General features: G+C 62.6%; 15 protein-coding genes. 10 read left to right on the forward strand and 5 right to left on the reverse strand.

Annotated elements, in window-relative coordinates; translation table 11 throughout:
* Nucleotides 1-5: 5 nt before the first annotated feature.
* The 5 genes from AC1DVV_RS14375 to AC1DVV_RS14395 all read right to left on the reverse strand — a co-directional run bounded on the left by AC1DVV_RS14375 (nucleotide 6) and on the right by AC1DVV_RS14395 (nucleotide 5,156).
* The gene (locus tag AC1DVV_RS14375) at nucleotides 6-1,802 is read right to left on the reverse strand and encodes an acyl-CoA dehydrogenase C-terminal domain-containing protein (RefSeq protein ID WP_457281178.1); all 1,797 of its coding nucleotides are present in this window, start codon (nucleotides 1,800-1,802) and stop codon (nucleotides 6-8) included.
* A 16-nt stretch (nucleotides 1,803-1,818) separates the two neighbouring features.
* Nucleotides 1,819-2,538 carry a TetR/AcrR family transcriptional regulator gene (locus AC1DVV_RS14380; protein ID WP_457281179.1) on the reverse strand — a complete coding sequence of 240 codons (720 nt, stop codon included), beginning with the start codon at nucleotides 2,536-2,538 and terminating at the stop codon, nucleotides 1,819-1,821.
* 260 nt (nucleotides 2,539-2,798) lie between these two features.
* Nucleotides 2,799-3,647 carry a fumarylacetoacetate hydrolase family protein gene (locus AC1DVV_RS14385; protein WP_457281180.1) on the reverse strand — a complete coding sequence of 283 codons (849 nt, stop codon included), beginning with the start codon at nucleotides 3,645-3,647 and terminating at the stop codon, nucleotides 2,799-2,801.
* A 31-nt stretch (nucleotides 3,648-3,678) separates the two neighbouring features.
* Complete coding sequence (locus tag AC1DVV_RS14390; protein WP_477689631.1) at nucleotides 3,679-4,425, reverse strand: SDR family NAD(P)-dependent oxidoreductase; 747 nt, start codon at nucleotides 4,423-4,425, stop codon at nucleotides 3,679-3,681.
* Nucleotides 4,422-5,156 (reverse strand): SDR family oxidoreductase, encoded by a 735-nt coding sequence (locus tag AC1DVV_RS14395; RefSeq protein ID WP_477702145.1) that lies wholly within the window; start codon nucleotides 5,154-5,156, stop codon nucleotides 4,422-4,424. Before AC1DVV_RS14395 ends, AC1DVV_RS14390 begins: the two co-directional genes overlap by 4 nt.
* Before the next feature lie 122 nt (nucleotides 5,157-5,278).
* On the opposite strand from AC1DVV_RS14395, the gene AC1DVV_RS14400 reads away from it, so the two are divergent.
* From AC1DVV_RS14400 to manD, 10 genes are all read left to right on the forward strand, one after another.
* On the forward strand, nucleotides 5,279-6,028 hold the full coding sequence (locus AC1DVV_RS14400) for a FadR/GntR family transcriptional regulator (RefSeq protein ID WP_457281183.1): 750 nt from the start codon (nucleotides 5,279-5,281) through the stop codon (nucleotides 6,026-6,028).
* Between the two features lie 73 nt (nucleotides 6,029-6,101).
* Nucleotides 6,102-7,067, forward strand: a complete 966-nt coding sequence (locus AC1DVV_RS14405; RefSeq protein WP_477702146.1) for a Bug family tripartite tricarboxylate transporter substrate binding protein — start codon at nucleotides 6,102-6,104, stop codon at nucleotides 7,065-7,067.
* A 139-nt stretch (nucleotides 7,068-7,206) separates the two neighbouring features.
* The gene (locus AC1DVV_RS14410) at nucleotides 7,207-8,205 is read left to right on the forward strand and encodes a sialic acid TRAP transporter substrate-binding protein SiaP (RefSeq protein WP_477666581.1); all 999 of its coding nucleotides are present in this window, start codon (nucleotides 7,207-7,209) and stop codon (nucleotides 8,203-8,205) included.
* 78 nt (nucleotides 8,206-8,283) lie between these two features.
* On the forward strand, nucleotides 8,284-8,859 hold the full coding sequence (locus tag AC1DVV_RS14415; protein ID WP_477666580.1) for a TRAP transporter small permease: 576 nt from the start codon (nucleotides 8,284-8,286) through the stop codon (nucleotides 8,857-8,859).
* Entirely contained in the window at nucleotides 8,860-10,254 is a 1,395-nt protein-coding gene (locus tag AC1DVV_RS14420; protein WP_457281187.1) for a TRAP transporter large permease, read from the forward strand.
* A 116-nt stretch (nucleotides 10,255-10,370) separates the two neighbouring features.
* Nucleotides 10,371-11,897: a UxaA family hydrolase gene (locus tag AC1DVV_RS14425; RefSeq protein WP_477666579.1), complete on the forward strand. Its 1,527-nt coding sequence runs from the start codon at nucleotides 10,371-10,373 to the stop codon at nucleotides 11,895-11,897.
* Between the two features lie 11 nt (nucleotides 11,898-11,908).
* The gene (locus AC1DVV_RS14430; protein WP_457281189.1) at nucleotides 11,909-12,970 is read left to right on the forward strand and encodes a malate/lactate/ureidoglycolate dehydrogenase; all 1,062 of its coding nucleotides are present in this window, start codon (nucleotides 11,909-11,911) and stop codon (nucleotides 12,968-12,970) included.
* A gap of 88 nt (nucleotides 12,971-13,058) precedes the next feature.
* Entirely contained in the window at nucleotides 13,059-13,805 is a 747-nt protein-coding gene (locus AC1DVV_RS14435; RefSeq protein WP_457281190.1) for an SDR family NAD(P)-dependent oxidoreductase, read from the forward strand.
* 7 nt (nucleotides 13,806-13,812) lie between these two features.
* Nucleotides 13,813-15,213: a mannitol dehydrogenase family protein gene (locus AC1DVV_RS14440; protein WP_457281191.1), complete on the forward strand. Its 1,401-nt coding sequence runs from the start codon at nucleotides 13,813-13,815 to the stop codon at nucleotides 15,211-15,213.
* 5 nt (nucleotides 15,214-15,218) lie between these two features.
* Entirely contained in the window at nucleotides 15,219-16,430 is a 1,212-nt protein-coding gene (gene manD, locus AC1DVV_RS14445) for a D-mannonate dehydratase ManD (protein ID WP_457281192.1), read from the forward strand.
* Nucleotides 16,431-16,625: the final 195 nt, after the last annotated feature.

Consider the following 16,625-nt stretch of genomic DNA (forward strand, 5'->3'; position numbering starts at 1 on the left):
AAGACTCAGGCCAGCGCTTCGTCGGTTTCCATCAACGCCTTGCTGCCCGAGCGTGCGGTGCGCATCAGCGTTGCGGTTTCGGGGAACAGCTTGGCGAAGTAAAAGCGTGCGGTTTGCAGTTTGGCGACATAGAACTTGTCGGTGTTGCCGGCAGCAATTTCACGCAGCGCGGTTTGCGCCATCAATGCCCAGAAGTAGCCAAACACCAGGTGGCCGGCCACGCGCAGGTAGTCCACTGCGGCGGCGCCCACTTCGTCGGGGTTCTGGAAGCCCTTGAAGCCCAGCTCGGTGGTGAACTTGGTCATCTGGTCGGCCAGGTAAGCCAGCGGGTTGATGAACTCGGCCATCTTCTCGTTGACGCCTTCTTCGGCAATGAGCGCACCAATCACCTTGCCGAATTTCTTCAGCGTCGCGCCGTTGTTGCCCAGCACCTTGCGGCCCAGCAGGTCCAGCGACTGGACGGTGTTTGTGCCTTCGTAAATCATGTTGATGCGGTTGTCGCGCACAAACTGTTCCATGCCCCACTCTTTGATGAAGCCGTGGCCGCCGAAAACCTGCATGCAGGCGTTGGTGGAAATGTGGCCGTTGTCGGTCAAAAAGGCTTTGACGATGGGCGTGAGCAGGGCAACGATTTCGCCGGAGTCCTTGCGCACCTTTTCATCAGGGTGGTGCAGCTCTTTGTCGAGCAGCAGCGTGCAATAGATCGCCAGCGCCCGGCCGCCTTCGGCATAGGCCTTGGCCGTCAACAGCATCTTGCGCACGTCGGGGTGCACGATGATGGGGTCGGCCGGTTTGTCTTTGGCTTTGACGCCGGACAGTGAACGCATCTGGATACGGTCCTTGGCGTAGGCCAGCGCATTTTGAAAGGCTACTTCGGTCAGGCCCAGCGACTGGTTGCCCACGCCCAGGCGTGCGGCATTCATCATCACGAACATCGCGGCCAGGCCCTTGTTGGGCGCGCCCACCATGGTGCCGACAGCGTCTTCGAGCACCATCTGCGCGGTGGCGTTGCCGTGGATGCCCATCTTGTGCTCCAGGCCGCCACAGTAAATGCCGTTGCGCGAGCCGATGGCGCCGTCTTTGCCGATGTTGAACTTGGGCACCGCGAACAGGCTGATGCCCTTGCTGCCCTGGGGCGCATCAGGGAGGCGGGCCAGCACCAGGTGCACGATGTTGGCGGCCATGTCGTGTTCACCGGCGCTGATGAAGATCTTGTTGCCGGTCAGGCGGTAGGTGCCGTCGGGTTGCGGTTCGGCCTTGGTGCGCAACAGGCCCAGGTCGGTGCCGCAGTGCGGCTCGGTCAGGCACATGGTGCCGGTCCATTCGCCGCTGGTGAGCTTGGGCAGGTAGAGCTTTTTCTGTTCGTCGGTGCCGTGGGCATGCAGGGCTTCGTAAGCGCCGTGCGACAGGCCCGGGTACATGGTCCAGGCTTGGTTGGCCGAGTTCAGCATTTCATAGAGGCACTGGTTCAGCACAAAAGGCAGGCCCTGGCCGCCATATTCCGGGTCGCAGCTGAGCGCGGCCCAGCCACCTTCGACGTACTGCGCGTAAGCTTCCTTGAAGCCTTTGGGCGGCGTGACTTCGTGTGTCGTTTTGTCGAGCTTGCAACCCTCTTCGTCGCCGCTGATGTTCAGCGGAAAAGTCACTTCAGCGGCAAACTTTCCGGCCTCCTCGAGTACAGCGTTGATGGTCTCGACATCGACGTCCGCATGCTTTGGGATGGCCTTGAATTCATCGGTGACCTTGAGCACTTCGTGCATGACGAATTGCATGTCGCGCAGGGGCGGGCTGTACTGAGGCATGGTGGATTCCTTTTGCTTAAACTGGTTTGGAAGGGGATGCCTTGCCGGAAGCTTTCTTCGGCAAGGTGGAAAGGGGGGCGTCGCTGCCATAGCGCGCCAGAATGTTGGCAAAGCCGGTATTGGCGCGATCCATGGAACCCGGCGTCTTAAGGAAGCGGGCTTCGTAATGCAGCGCCAGGATCAGGCCGTGGATTTCAAACGCCATCTGGTGCTCATCAGCGTCAGCATGCAGGTGACCGGCCTCTTTGGCCTGCACCACGGCGCGGTACATGGCGGCCAGCCAGGTTCGTACCGAACCCGCCAGCGCATCGCGCACCGGGCCGGGCCTGTCGTCAAATTCGACGGCGCCGCTGATGTAAAGGCAGCCCGAGTCGATTTCAAGCGAGGTGCGTTTCATCCAGTTATGAAACAGCGCCGCCAGACGAGGCAGGCCGCGCGGCTGCTGCAGCGCCGGGAAGAAGACCTCTTCTTCAAAGCGCACGTGGTATTCGCGGATAACGGAGATCTGCAGCTCTTCGCGCGAGCCGAAATGGGCGAACACGCCCGACTTGCTCATGCGCATGACCTCGGCCAGCGCGCCTATGCTCAGGCCTTCCAGCCCGATCTGCGTGGCCAAGCCCAGGGCCGCATCCACAATGGCGGCCTTGGTCTGCTGGCCTTTTTGCTGGCTTTTGGCCACGGCGCTGCCCGTTGCCGGGGCGCGGGAGGCTTTAGCGGGAAGTTCTGTGATGGCCATGAGGTGCTACAAAATAAAACGAACGGTCGTTCTATTTTGCAACACTTTGATGACCATGCAAAGGCCATAGGCTTTTCTAGGGCATTCGGCCTAGGACCAACACGGGTAAACCCTCGGATGTTGGCTCACCCCCGTCCAAGCTCACTGCGTGTGGCTTGTTCCCCCCTCCAGGGGGCGGCGCCTGGGGCCGGCGAAGCCGGACCCTCGGCACCCACTGGTGGAATACCCCACCCTGGATACGCGGCTAGAGAGCGTGGGGGCTACTTCTTGTAGGGAACGACAGTCTGGTGCTGCTCGCCCAAGCCTTCGATTCCCAGGGAGATTTTGTCGCCCTTCTTCAGGTACACAGGCGGCTTCATGCCCAGGCCCACGCCGGGCGGTGTGCCGGTGGTGATGACGTCGCCGGGCTCCAGCGTCATGAACTGGCTGACGTAGCTGACGATTTTGGCGACGCTGAAGATCATGGTCTTGGTGTTGCCCTTTTGCACGCGCTTGCCGTTCACCTCGAGCCACAGGCCCAGCTTTTGCGGGTTGGGTACTTCGTCGCGCGTGACCAGCCAGGGGCCGAGCGGGCCGAAGGTGTCGCAACCTTTGCCCTTGTCCCAGGTGCCGCCGCGCTCAATCTGGAATTCGCGCTCGCTCACGTCGTTGATGGTGCAGTAGCCGGCCACGTAGTCCAGCGCTTCCTTTTGCGACACGTAGCGGGCCGTCTTGCCGATGATCACGCCGAGCTCGACCTCCCAGTCGGTCTTGACCGAGCCTTTGGGCAGCATGATGGGGTCGTTCGGGCCCTGGATGCAGCTGGTGGCCTTCATGAAGACGACCGGCTCGGCCGGGATCGGCAAACCGGATTCGGCGGCATGGTCGGCGTAGTTCAGGCCAATGGCGATGAACTTGGGCACGCCGGTGACGGGGCTGCCATAACGCGGCGAGCCTTTGACCAGCGGCAGCTTGTCGGCTTTGAGCTTGCGCAGTTTGGCAATCGCAGCATCGCCAAGCTGATCCGGGCCGATGTCCTTGATGACAGCGCTCAGATCGCGCAGCTTGCCGTTGGCATCAATAAGGCCGGGCTTTTCCTTGCCGGGGTTGCCATAGCGAACGAGTTTCATGGTTTTTCCTTTTGATAAATCGGATGAAAGATTAATAAGTGGAACGGCCGCCCGAGAGATCGAAAACGGCGCCGGTTGAGAACGAGCAATCTTCGGTGCACAGCCAGCCGACCATGGCGGCTACCTCATCGGGCGTGCCGAAGCGGCCCATGGGGATTTTAGAAAGCATGAACTGTATGAACTCGGGCGTCATTTGCTCAAAAATCGGCGTTTTCACCGCGGCCGGTGTGATGCAGTTGACGCGCACACCTGTATCGGCGAGTTCCTTGCCCAGGGATTTTGTCAGGGCGATCACCGCGGCCTTGCTCGCGCTGTAGGCGCTGGCATTCGGGTTGCCGTCTTTGCCGGCCACCGAGGCAACATTGACGATGCGGCCATAGTTGCGTGCACGCATGTGCGGCACGAGTTCACGGCAGCAGAAGAACAGGCCGTTGAGGTTGACCTGCTGCACCTGCATCCATTGCTCGGGTGGGTAGTCCCACAGCTTGACGTTGGGACCGGTGATGCCGGCCGAGTTGACAAGCGCGTCAATAGCAAGGTTGTGGGCCACAGTTTGTTTGACCGCCTCCACCACGCTGGCATGGCTGGCCACATCGACGGCTACCGTATGCACCCCGGCGCCCAGCGCGCCCCTGGCCGTGGCCAGTGCCTCGGGGTTGATGTCCCAAAGCGTCACCGTGCCGCCCGACGCCAGCACGCGCTGAGCCACCGCAAAACCCAAGCCGACCGCACCACCGGTGATGACCGCATGGCGCCCCTTCAGGTCCAGCTGGTTCATATGGTGATGCCACCGTCCACGTTGTAGGCCTGGCCGGTCACAAAAGCAGCCTCGTCGCTGGCCAGAAAGACCACCAGCGGGGCAATCTCATGCGCCTGCGCCAAGCGCCCGAGCGGCTGGCGTGCGATGAAGGCCTTGCGGGCCGCCACGGGATCTTCGTTGGCATTGATACGGTCCTGTAGCGAAGGCGTGTCTACCGTACCAGGGCAAATCGCATTGCAACGCACGCCGTCACCCACAAAGTCGGCCGCGACGCTTTTGGTGAGGCCAATCACTGCCGCCTTGGTGGTGCCATACACAAATCGGTTGGGCAGGCCTTTGATGCTGCTGCAGACGCTGGCCATGTTGACAATGCTGCCGCCCTTTTTGGCCTGCATGCCGGGCAGCACGGCCTGGATCATCCAGAACTGGGCGCGCACGTTGAGGTTGAAGGCGAACTCAAGATCGGCATCGGTGGCCTGCAGGGCTGTGCCCCCGTGGACAAAACCGGCGCAGTTAAAAAGAATGTCCATGGGCGGCAGACCGCCTACCAGTTTCTGGATCGCCGCCTTGTCCAGCACGTCCAGGGGCAGCGCCGTGATGTTGGCCGCCCCTTTGTAGCCTTCCAGCAGCTCGGGTTTCAGGTCGGTGGCCCAGACCTGCGCGCCTTCGGCCGCCAGCGCCAGCGCTGTGGCATGGCCGATTCCCTGGCCGGCTGCGGTCACCAGCGCTTTTTTTCCTTCAAGTCTCATCTTCACTCCTACAGGGTTTTGCCGGATGTTGTCCCGGGGGTTTCATGGGATTATCAATTGGTCTTACCACTTGTCCAATTCTGGCTAACCCTTAAAGCCCCACCTTTCACCCTTTTCCCTCCATGCCCTTGCAAACCGTCGAACCGCAGCGCCTTTACCGCCAGATCGCCGAGCAGCTGCGCACGCTGATCTCGGCCGGCGAATGGGCCGTGGGCGCACGGCTGCCCGCCGAGCGCGACCTGGCGCGACAGCTGGGCGTGAGCCGGCCCTCGGTGCGCGAAGCTCTGATCGCGATGGAGGTTGAAGGCTGGGTCGAAGTACGCACCGGCTCGGGTGTCTATGTTCTGGACCGAAGCAAGCCCGCCAGCCACGACGGTAATGGAAGTGGCCGGGCCGAGCAGATATCGCCGGACGAATGGGGACCCCTGGAATTGATACGCGCCCGCCGCGTGGTGGAAGGCGAAGTCGCCGCCATGGCCGCCACCCAGGCCAAGCGCAAACACATAGACGCGATGGACAAGGCCATCGCCAGCATGCAGTTTGACGCCGACCGCGGCGTGCTGCCGCTGGAAGGCGACCGCGCTTTTCATACCGCCGTTGTCGAGTCCTGCGGCAACGTAGTGCTGATTGAAACCATACAGCGCTTCTGGGACTCGCGTCGCGGCCCGTTGTTCGAGCGGTTGGGCGGGCATTTTGAAACCGTTGAATCGTGGCGCTCGGCGATTGCCGAGCACCAGGCCATTTTTGATGCGGTGCGCAACCGAGACGCCGATGCCGCGCGTGCGGCCATGCATGCGCACATGGACCAGTCGCACAAGCGTTTCAGCGTGAGCTGGAGTCGGACCAAAAGCCAGGAGGTACAAAAGAAATGACCCGTCACGATTTCTTTCAGCGCTCACCTCACCCCGGATTTCCCTTCCAACAAAAAGCGAAAGCGAGACAAGCATGAAGTTTCTGACACCGCGCAAATTGCTGGCAACAGCCCTTATGGCGCTCACCAGCCTCTGCGGCAACGCCTGGGCGCAGGCCTACCCGAACAAGCCTATTGAAGTGATGGTGGCCTTCCAGCCTGGCGGCGGCACCGACTCGCTGGCGCGCGCCTATGCCGAAGCCGCCAAAAAATACACCACGCAATCGCTGGTGGTCTACAACAAACCCGGCGCCAGCGGCGCCATCGGCCTGGCCGACGTGGTCAATGCCAGGCCCGACGGCTACAAGATTGCCATGCTGTTTGTGGAGGTGACCATCCTGCCGCACATGGGCATCACCAAGATCACGCAGGACGACTTCATCCCGATTGCCCGCCTGAATGCCGACCCGGCTGCCATCACCGTGAAAGCGGACTCGCCCTACAACACGATTGAAGAGTTCCTCGCCGCCGCCAAAAAGACCGGCAGCGACGTGAAGGTCGGCAACGCCGGCAACGGCTCGATCTGGCACCTGGCCGCCGCTTCGCTGGAAGAAAAAACCGGCGCGAAGTTCAACCACATCCCCTACCAGGGCGCAGGCCCCGCCGTGCTGGCCCTGCTGGGCGGTCATGTGGACGCAGTAGGCGTGAGCCCGGCTGAGGTTGCCGTGCATGTGGCGGCCGGCAAGCTGAAGATTTTGGGTGTGATGGCCGACCAGCGCGTCAAGGGTTTTGAGAGCGTGCCCACCCTCAAGGAACGCAACATCGACCTGTCCATCGGCACCTGGCGCGGCCTGGGCGTGGCCAAAGGCACACCGCCTGAAGTCGTGGAAACCATTCGGACCTTCAGCAAAAAGGCGGCCGAAGAGCCCATCATGCGCGAAGTGATGGACAAACTGAACCTTGGCTACGCCTATGCCGACGGCCCTGCCTTCAAGGCGCAAATGGTGCGCGACAACGACAACTTCAAACAACTCGTGACCAAGCTCAACCTGAAGAACTGAGCAATGAGCCTGTTCAATGTCTAAACGAGGCCTCGTTTAGACATTGAACAGGCTCTTAGACCCCAGGCTTCACGACGGTGCGCGCTGGCGCGCATCGTCGATTTCCTTTCTGCCAGCAACCACCCTTCGAGGAGACAACATGAACGCATTCAACAAAAAGAGATTCGCTATCAAAACAATAGCTGCCTGCGCTTTACTGGCGGGCACTATGGGATTTTCCGGCATCGCATCGGCGCAGACCAAGCTGAAATGGGCGCACGTCTACGAGACTTCCGAGGCCTACCACAAGTGGTCGGTCTGGGCGGCTGACGAAATCAAGAAGCGCACCAGCGGCCGCTACGAGATTCAGGTGTTCCCGGCTTCCACGCTGGGCAAGGAAAGCGACATCAACCAGGGCCTGCAGCTGGGCACCGTCGACATCATCATCTCGGGCGCATCGTTTGCGGCCCGGAGCTTTCCGCGTATCGGCGTGGCCTACTACCCCTACACCTTCCGCGACCCGGAGCACCTGCTGAAATACGCGAAGAGCGATGTCTTCAAGGAACTGACCGAAGGCTACAAACAGAAGACCGGCGTGCAAACTGTCGCGGTCACCTACTACGGCGCGCGCCACTCCACCAGCAACAAACCCTTCAAGACCTGCGAAGAGATGAAGGGCCTGAAAATGCGGGTGCCCGACGTGCCGGCCTACATGGCCCTGCCTCGCGCCTGCGGCGCCAACCCGACGCCGATCGCTTTTGCCGAGGTTTACCTGGCGCTGCAAAACGGCACGGTCGATGCACAGGAGAACCCGCTGCCCACCATCGAAGCCAAGAAGTTCTATGAGGTCCAGAAGAACATCATCCTGACCGGCCACATCCTCGATTCGCTGGTCACGCAGATCGGCCCTCACGTCTGGACCAAGCTCAGCGATGCCGACAAGAAAGTCTTCACGGATGTGATGCAGGAAGCGGCCGCCAAAGCCACGGCCGACATCCAGAAGCGGGAAGGCGAGCTGGTGGACGAGTTCAAGAAAAAAGGCATCAACCTGATCACGGTCAACAAGGACGAGTTCCGCGATCACATCGTCAAGGCCGTGGACATGGCGTCAATGGGCTACGACAAGAAGGATTGGGACCGCATCCAGGCCATCAAGTAAGTCTTGCCCATCCGGCCAAGGCTTCCCGCCCTTTCCTCCATCGGAGGGAAGGGCCTCATTACCCACTACCCCACCATCATGACTTCCATTCCCGACATTGACGCCTTGCCCAAGGTCATGGGCGACGACGGCGAGTTCCACGCCACGGATGAAGCAGTTGACCTGTCCGGCACGCCCGTTGAAGCCTGGGCGGCGCTGTTTTTCTTCTGGGCGTTGGGCCTGACGGTTTTCTACCAGTTCTTCACGCGTTATGTAATGAACGATTCCGCCGCCTGGACGGAAGAAATCGCACGCTACCTGCTGATCGCCACCGTCTTCGTCGGCGCCGCCATTGGCGTGGCCAAGAACAACCACATCCAGGTCGACTTCTTCTATCGCTTCATGCCCGCGTGGCTGGCCCGGGGCATGGCCCTGTTGACCGACGTGCTGCGCATCGCCTTCCTGGGCGCCATGGTCGTGCTGACCTGGCAAATGATGGACAAGATGGGCAACTACAAGATGACCATCATCGACCTGCCGATGAACCTGGTGTACGGCGTCTGCCTGGTGGGGTTTGCGGCCATGGCCGTGCGCTCGGTCTGGGTCATGCGCATTCACCTGCAGCGCGGCTACAGCGTGCTGGAACGCCCTGAATCCACGATGGAGGACCGCTGAATGTTGAAGGTTATTTTTCTCTTCCTGATGAGCGGCGGCCTGCCGGTGGCCATGGCCATGGCCGGGGCGTCGCTGGTCTACATCCTGTTCACCAACAGCTCGCCGCCCTTTGTGGTGGTTCACCGCATGGTCAGCGGCATCGACAGTTTTCCGCTGCTGGCCGTGCCGTTCTTCATCCTGGCCGGCAACCTGATGAACAACGCCGGCATCACCAACCGCATCTACAACTACGCGCTGGCGCTGGTCGGCTGGATGAAGGGCGGACTGGGCCACGTCAACGTCGTCGGCTCGGTGGTGTTTGCCGGCATGAGCGGCACCGCCATTGCCGATGCCGCCGGCCTCGGCACCATCGAGATCAAGGCCATGAAGGACCACGGCTACAGCACCGAGTTTGCCGTGGGCGTGACGGCGGCCTCGGCCACGCTGGGCCCCATCATTCCGCCCAGCCTGCCCTTTGTGATCTACGGCATGATGGCCAATGTCAGCGTCGGTGCGCTGTTTCTGGCGGGCATCCTCCCGGGCCTGCTGATGGCCATCCTGATGATGCTGACAGTGGCCTATTTCGCGCACAAGAACAACTGGGGCGCCGATGTCCCCTTCGCGTGGAGCCGCCTGAACAAGGCGCTGGTGGAAACCGCCGTGGTCATCGGCTGGCCGCTGCTGCTGTGGCTGCTGATCGGCAAACTGAACTTTCCGCCGCAGATCACTGTGGCCGTCGCACTGGTAGCGCTGTTTGCGGCCGACAAAGCCTTCAATTTCCAGGCCGTGTTGCCCATCATGACGCCCGTGCTGCTGATAGGCGGCATGACCACCGGCATCTTCACCCCCACGGAAGGCGCGATTGCCGCCTGCGTCTGGGCGCTGATCCTCGGGTTTGCCTGGTACCGCACGCTGACCTTCAAGAGCTTTGTGAAGGTCTGCCTTGATACGGTCGAGACCACCTCCACCGTGCTGTTCATTGTGGCCGCGGCATCGATCTTCGGCTGGATGCTCACCGCCACCGGCGTGACCACCGACATTGCCAAATGGGTGCTGGACTTCACCAAGGAGGCCTGGGTCTTCCTGCTGCTGGCCAATTTGCTGATGCTGTTTGTGGGCTGCTTCCTGGAGCCGACCGCTGCCATCACGATTCTGGTGCCTATCCTGGTGCCGATTGCCACGCAGCTGGGCGTGGACCCGATCCACTTCGGGCTGGTGATGGTGCTCAATTTGATGATCGGCCTGCTGCATCCGCCCATGGGCATGGTGTTGTTTGTGCTGGCCCGCGTGGCCAAACTTTCCGTGGAACGGACCACCATCGCCATCCTGCCCTGGCTGTTCCCGCTGCTGGGCAGCCTGATCATCATCACCTATTTCCCCAAATTGGTACTCTGGTTGCCGAAGATGTTTTATTGAAAGTGAAACAATCACCCTGAGACGCCTTCGGCGCCTCCCCCTCGAGGGGGGCTACCTGCGGCCCGGCGAAGCCGGTTCCGCGATGGCCCCCCGATAAAAGCACAGAAACTCAGACCATGACCCCGTTTATTCGCCTTCACCCCGCCGATGATGTCCTGATTGCCCGAGCCCAGCTGGTGGGCGGCACCGAGGTCGAAAACATCACCGTACGCGGCCTGATCCCGGCCGGCCACAAGATCGCCACGCGCGCGCTGGCCGTGGGCGAGCCCGTGCGGCGCTACAACCAGATCATCGGTTTTGCCAGCAAACCCATCGCGCCCGGCGAGCACGTGCATACGCACAACCTCAACATGGGCCCCGACAAGGGCGACTTTACGCGCGACTACGCATTCGGCGCCGATGTGAAACCGGCACCGGCCAGGCGCGAGGCGACTTTCATGGGTATCAAGCGGCCTGACGGACGCGTGGCCACGCGCAACTACATCGGGATTCTCTCGAGCGTCAACTGCTCGGCCACCGCCGCGCGGGCGATTTCCGACCATTTCTCGCGGCAGAACAACCCTGCAGCGCTGAAAGATTTTCCCAACGTCGACGGCGTGGTGGCGTTGACGCATGGCACCGGCTGCGGCATGGACAGCGACGGCCTGGGCCTGCAGATCCTGCAGCGTACGCTGACCGGCTACGCCACGCACCCCAACTTCGCGGGCGTGTTGGTGGTGGGCCTGGGCTGCGAGTCCAACCAGATCAATGCCTGGCTGGCCCACGGCAGCCTGCGCGAAGGTGAAACCCTGCGCGTCTTCAGCATCCAGGACACGGGTGGCACGGCCAAGACGGTGGCCAAGGGCATCGCCATGATCAAGGAGATGCTGCCGCAGGCCAATGCCGTCAAGCGCGAACCCTGCAGCGCCGCGCACATCACCATCGGCCTGCAGTGCGGCGGCTCCGACGGTTACTCGGGCATCAGCGCCAACCCGGCGCTGGGCGCGGCGGTGGACTTGCTGGTGGCCCATGGCGGCACCGCCATCCTCAGCGAAACCCCCGAGATTTACGGCGCCGAGCATTTGCTCACGCGGCGCGCCGTGCGCCCCGACATCGCCGAAAAGCTGATCTCGCGCATCAAGTGGTGGGAGCACTACACCCAGATCAACGAAGGCGAAATGAACAACAACCCGTCGCCCGGCAACAAGGCCGGCGGCCTCACGACCATCCTGGAAAAGTCGCTGGGTGCGGTGGCCAAGGGCGGCACCTCCAACCTGGAGGCTGTCTATGAATACGCCGAACCCGTGAAGGACCACGGCTTCGTCTACATGGACACGCCGGGCTACGACCCGGTCAGCGCCACGGGCCAGGTGGCCGGCGGCGCCAACATCATCTGCTTTACCACCGGCCGCGGTTCGGCTTACGGCTGCGCGCCCTCGCCTTCGCTCAAGCTCGCCACCAATTCGGCACTGTGGCAGCGGCAGGAAGAGGACATGGACATCAATTGCGGCGAGATCATCGACAGCGGCGTGACGGTGCAGGAGATGGGACAGCGCATTTTCGAGATGGTGCTGGCCACCGCATCGGGTGAACCGAGCAAGAGCGAAAAGCACGGCTACGGACAAAACGAATTTGTGCCCTGGCAAGTCGGCGCGGTGATGTAAAGGCTTTTCACATGCAAAAAGTGCTTCAAGCCCAATATCTACGGGCGCAAGCAGCTACTATTTTTATAGCAGCCGGCAGCACGGCCGCTGAAGCGGAAAAAATCGCCGCCAACCTGGTGATGGCCAACCTGAGCGGCCATGACTCGCACGGCATCGGCATGCTTCCGCGCTACGTCGATGCGGTGCTCGAAGGTGGCCTGACGCCCAACGCCCAGGTCAAAACCCTGCTCGATACCGGCTCGCTGCTCAGCCTGAACGGCCAGCGCGGTTACGGTCAGGCGATCGGCGAGCAGGCGATGGCGCTCGGCATGGCACGTGCCAAAACCCATGGCAGCTGCATCATGGCGCTGGCCGAGTCGCACCATCTGGGGCGCATCGGCCATTTCGCCGAGATGGCCGTGGCCCAGGGACTGGTGTCGCTGCACTTCGTCAACGTCATGACGCGGCCCGTGGTGGCACCCTGGGGCGGCGCGGATGGCCGCTACGGCACCAACCCCTGCTGCATAGGCATACCACTCAAGGACAGCCCGCCCTTTGTGCTGGACTTCGCCACCAGCCGCGTGGCCCAGGGAAAAATGCGCGTGGCGCACAACCAGGGCAAATCCGTCCAGCCGGGCCTGCTGATCGACGAACACGGCCAGCCCACCACCAACCCCGGCGTGGTGGTGGTGCCGCAGCCGAACGGTTTTTTTGGCGCGCTCATGCCATTCGGCGAGCACAAGGGCTACGGCCTGGCGGTGGCATGCGAGCTGCTGGGCGGCGCGCTCACCGGCGGCGGCACCTGGCACCACCCCACAGTGAGCGTGCGTGCGGTCTACAACAGCATGCTCACGATCCTGATTGACCCGGGCAAGCTGGGCACCCAGTCGGCCCTCGAAATGGAAGCGCTGGCATTCGTCGAGTGGCTGCGCAAAAGCCCGCCGGCCGACGGTGTGGACGCTGTGCAGATTGCCGGTGAACCGGAACGCCGTGCGCGGCTTGAACGCGAACAGGGCGGCATTGAAATGGACGGCGAAACCTGGCGCGAAATCGTCGCAGCCGGCCAGAAGGTCGGTGTAAGTGTGCCGGGCTGAGCACCGAACGCTATCAAATCAGTAGCTGCTCGCGCAGTCCCTATAAGGTCTAGCGGCCAAAATGATCCTCAATTTCACCGAAAAAGCCATGACTCCACCGATTCAAGACCAGGTTGCGCTTGTCACTGGCGCCAACGCCGGCATGGGCCTGGCCACGGTGCGTGCCCTGCTGGCCGCCGGCTACAAAGTGGCGGCCACCGACCTCGGCACCGAACGTGTGGCCGCCGAGCTTGCCGCGTATGGTGACCGTTTGGCCTGCTTCACCATGGACGTGAGCGAGCAGGCCCAGGTGCACGCCGCTTGCGACGCCATTGAAACGCATTTTGGCCGCATCGACGTCTGCGTCAACAACGCCGGCTTCCTGCAATACGCCAACTGCGAACAGACCACGCCGGAGCTCTGGCACAAGACCCTGCGCATCAACCTCGACGGTGTCTTCTACGTCAGCCAGCGCGTGGCGCCAGGCATGAAGGCGCGTGGTTTCGGCCGCATCGTGAACGTATCGTCCTACGGTGCCAAAACCGGGGGGCTGTCGCCGCTGCCAGCCTATGCGGCCAGCAAGGGCGGCGTGATCTCGCTGACCTTCAGCTTTGCCCGCGAATATGCCGCGTTTGGTGTGACCTGCAACGCGCTGGCCCCGACCTTCGTGAAGACCCAGATGCTGACCGAGCAGGTCAGTGCCGAGCGGCAAGCCGAGCTGCGCCAGAAGATACCGGTGGGCCGTTTCTGCGAGCTCGAAGAGTTCGCTCACTGCGTGCTGTTCCTGGCCCACCCGATGAGCGGCTTCATCACCGGCGAGGTGCTGGACCTCAATGGCGGCCTGCAGTTTGACTGAGCGCGCGATGCTGAACACCCGCGCTTTGCCGGAAATCGCCACGCGCGGCATCGGCGTCCCCACTTACTCACGCCGCGGTACTGTGGGCGTGGTGCACCTGGGCCTGGGCGCCTTCCACCGTGCGCACCAGGCACTGGTATTCGATACCCTGCTGCAGCGCGGTGACGCGCGCTGGGGTGTGCTGGGTGTCGCCATGCGCAGCACTGAGCTGGCCGACGCCATGGCCGCGCAAGATGGCCTGTATGCCGTGCAGGTTGCCAGCAGCACCGGTGTGCAGTGGCAGGTCGGTGGCGCCATCTGGCAAACCTGCGTGGCCGCCCGCGAGCTGGCGCAGGTGGTGCAGGCACTGGCCGCGCCATCCACGCGCTGGGTCACGCTGACGGTCACTGAAAAAGGCTACGCCCCGGAACTGGCCCGACTGCTGATGCAGGGCCTGGCGGCGCGCCATGCGGCGGGCCTGCCCGGGTTGACGCTGGCTTCCTGCGACAACCTGGCACACAACGGCCGCAAGTTGCAGGCTTTGTGCATCGATGCCGCACAAAAGGAAAATCCGGCGCTGGCGCAATGGATCGGCACCGCCTGCGCCTTCCCGAACAGCATGGTGGACCGCATCGTGCCGGCCGCAACCGGCGAGCGCCTGGCGGCTGCCGGGCAGGCGCTCGGCGTGACCGACCAGGCTGCACTGGGCACCGAAGCATTCTGGGAATGGGTGATTGAACGCCGCTTTGCCGATCCTGCGGATGGCGCAGTGCTGGCGGCCGCTGGCGTCACGGTGGTGGACGACGTGGCGCCGTTTGAAGAAGCCAAATTGCGCATGCTCAACGGCAGCCACACGGCCATGGCCTGCATGGGCGCGGTAGCGGGCTGGCCCGTCGTCAGCGACTGCATCGCCCAGCCGGCGGTGCATCGCTTCATCCACGGCCTGATGACGCAGGAGATCGGCCCGCAGCTCAACCGCCCGGACTGGCCCGCCTACCGCGACGCGCTGCTGGCACGTTTTGCCAACCCCGAGTTGCAGCACAGGGTGCACCAGATCGCCACTGACAGCTCGCAGAAAATTCCATATCGCTGGGTACCTTCGGTGATTGATGCCCTGCGTGCGAACCAGCCCGTGGAACGGCTGGCCTTTGCGGCAGCGGCCTGGATGCGTTATCTGCGCGGCATCGACGAGCAGGGGCAGCCCTACGCCATAAACGACCCGATGGCCGAAACGCTGAAAGCTCTCGCGCTTGACCGTTCCGGTGACGCTGCAGCGACAGTGCAAGCCCTGGGTACGCTGCCGGCCATCTGGGGTGAGGCCCTGCCGCAGCAAGCGCGCTGGCTGGCCCGCATGACCCACTGGCTGGCCCAGATCAACCAGCGCGGCATGCTGGCCGCCCTGGACCAACTTCACTCCCACCCCATCTGAACACCATGAAAATCACCAACGCCCGCGTCATCGTCTGCAGCCCCGGCCGCAATTTCGTTACCCTGAAAATAGAAACCGACGAAGGCCTGACCGGCATCGGCGACGCAACGCTCAACGGGCGCGAGCTGTCTGTCGTGAGCTACCTGACCGAGCATGTCATCCCCTGCCTGATCGGACGCGATGCACACCAGATCGAGGACATCTGGCAGTACCTGTACAAGGGCGCTTACTGGCGGCGCGGCCCGGTCACCATGAGCGCGATCGCCGCAGTCGACACCGCCCTCTGGGACATCAAGGCCAAGGCCGCCAACATGCCGCTGTACCAGCTGCTGGGCGGAAAGAGCCGCACCGGTGTGATGGTCTATGGGCATGCCAATGGGAAAGACATTGCGCAGACCGTGGAAGAGGTGTTGCGCTACAAGGAGATGGGCTATCAGGCCATACGCGCGCAGAGCGGCGTGCCGGGCCTGGACAAGGTTTATGGCGTCGGCAAGGGCACGCTGTTTTACGAACCGGCTGACGCTGACCTGCCCAGCGAACACGACTGGAGCAGCGAAAAATACCTGCTGCACACCCCGAAGTTGTTCGACGCAGTGCGTACCGCCGTCGGGCCGGACATTCATTTGCTGCACGACGTGCATCACCGCCTGACGCCGATCGAGGCGGGCCGGCTGGGAAAATCACTGGAGCCCTATCACCTGTTCTGGATCGAAGACGCGACGCCGGCCGAAAACCAGGAGGCTTTTCGCCTGATCCGCCAGCACACGACCACACCGCTGGCCGTGGGCGAGATTTTCAACACCATCTGGGACTGCAAGGACCTGATTCAGAACCAGCTGATCGACTACATCCGCGCGACGGTGGTGCATGCCGGCGGCATCACCCACCTGCGGCGCATTGCCGACTTTGCGGCGATGTACCAGGTACGCACGGGCTGCCACGGCGCGACCGATTTGTCACCGGTCTGCATGGGCGCAGCGCTGCACTTCGATACATGGGTGCCCAATTTCGGCGTGCAGGAATACATGCGCCACACCGAGCAGACCGATGAGGTGTTTCCGCACAGCTATCGTTTTGACAAAGGCTTTATGCACTGCGGCGAAACGCCGGGCCATGGCGTGGAAATCGACGAGAAGCTCGCCGCGAAATACCCGTACCAGCGCGCCTACCTGCCGGTGAACCGGTTGCAGCACGACGGCACCCTCTGGAATTGGTGAACTGGCTCACCCCTGCTGGCGCTCACTTCGTGTAGCGCCCCCTCCCCTTGCAGGGGACGGCGCCTGCGGCCGGGCAAAGCCCGTTCCGCGGCCCCAACTGACATGCCCCCGGGGAGGCCAGCTAAGGACTGTTCTTTTCCAGTGGGGGCCGGGGTCCGGCTTTGCCGGCGCCAAGGCGCCCGTCCCCTGAAAGGG

It is taken from the genome of Polaromonas sp. P3_B4 (assembly GCF_056402835.1).

What these genes read in the sequence shown, in the direction of transcription:
- AC1DVV_RS14430 (WP_457281189.1), top strand. Translation starts at nt 11,909, where the DNA reads ATGCAAAAAGTGCTTCAAGCCCAATATCTACGGGCGCAAGCAGCTACT.
- AC1DVV_RS14420 (WP_457281187.1), top strand. Translation starts at nt 8,860, where the DNA reads ATGTTGAAGGTTATTTTTCTCTTCCTGATGAGCGGCGGCCTGCCGGTG.
- AC1DVV_RS14400 (WP_457281183.1), top strand. Translation starts at nt 5,279, where the DNA reads ATGCCCTTGCAAACCGTCGAACCGCAGCGCCTTTACCGCCAGATCGCC.
- AC1DVV_RS14385 (WP_457281180.1), bottom strand. Translation starts at nt 3,647, where the DNA reads ATGAAACTCGTTCGCTATGGCAACCCCGGCAAGGAAAAGCCCGGCCTT.
- AC1DVV_RS14435 (WP_457281190.1), top strand. Translation starts at nt 13,059, where the DNA reads ATGACTCCACCGATTCAAGACCAGGTTGCGCTTGTCACTGGCGCCAAC.
- AC1DVV_RS14440 (WP_457281191.1), top strand. Translation starts at nt 13,813, where the DNA reads ATGCTGAACACCCGCGCTTTGCCGGAAATCGCCACGCGCGGCATCGGC.
- AC1DVV_RS14410 (WP_477666581.1), top strand. Translation starts at nt 7,207, where the DNA reads ATGAACGCATTCAACAAAAAGAGATTCGCTATCAAAACAATAGCTGCC.
- AC1DVV_RS14375 (WP_457281178.1), bottom strand. Translation starts at nt 1,802, where the DNA reads ATGCCTCAGTACAGCCCGCCCCTGCGCGACATGCAATTCGTCATGCAC.
- AC1DVV_RS14405 (WP_477702146.1), top strand. Translation starts at nt 6,102, where the DNA reads ATGAAGTTTCTGACACCGCGCAAATTGCTGGCAACAGCCCTTATGGCG.
- manD (WP_457281192.1), top strand. Translation starts at nt 15,219, where the DNA reads ATGAAAATCACCAACGCCCGCGTCATCGTCTGCAGCCCCGGCCGCAAT.
- AC1DVV_RS14390 (WP_477689631.1), bottom strand. Translation starts at nt 4,425, where the DNA reads ATGAACCAGCTGGACCTGAAGGGGCGCCATGCGGTCATCACCGGTGGT.
- AC1DVV_RS14425 (WP_477666579.1), top strand. Translation starts at nt 10,371, where the DNA reads ATGACCCCGTTTATTCGCCTTCACCCCGCCGATGATGTCCTGATTGCC.
- AC1DVV_RS14395 (WP_477702145.1), bottom strand. Translation starts at nt 5,156, where the DNA reads ATGAGACTTGAAGGAAAAAAAGCGCTGGTGACCGCAGCCGGCCAGGGA.
- AC1DVV_RS14415 (WP_477666580.1), top strand. Translation starts at nt 8,284, where the DNA reads ATGACTTCCATTCCCGACATTGACGCCTTGCCCAAGGTCATGGGCGAC.
- AC1DVV_RS14380 (WP_457281179.1), bottom strand. Translation starts at nt 2,538, where the DNA reads ATGGCCATCACAGAACTTCCCGCTAAAGCCTCCCGCGCCCCGGCAACG.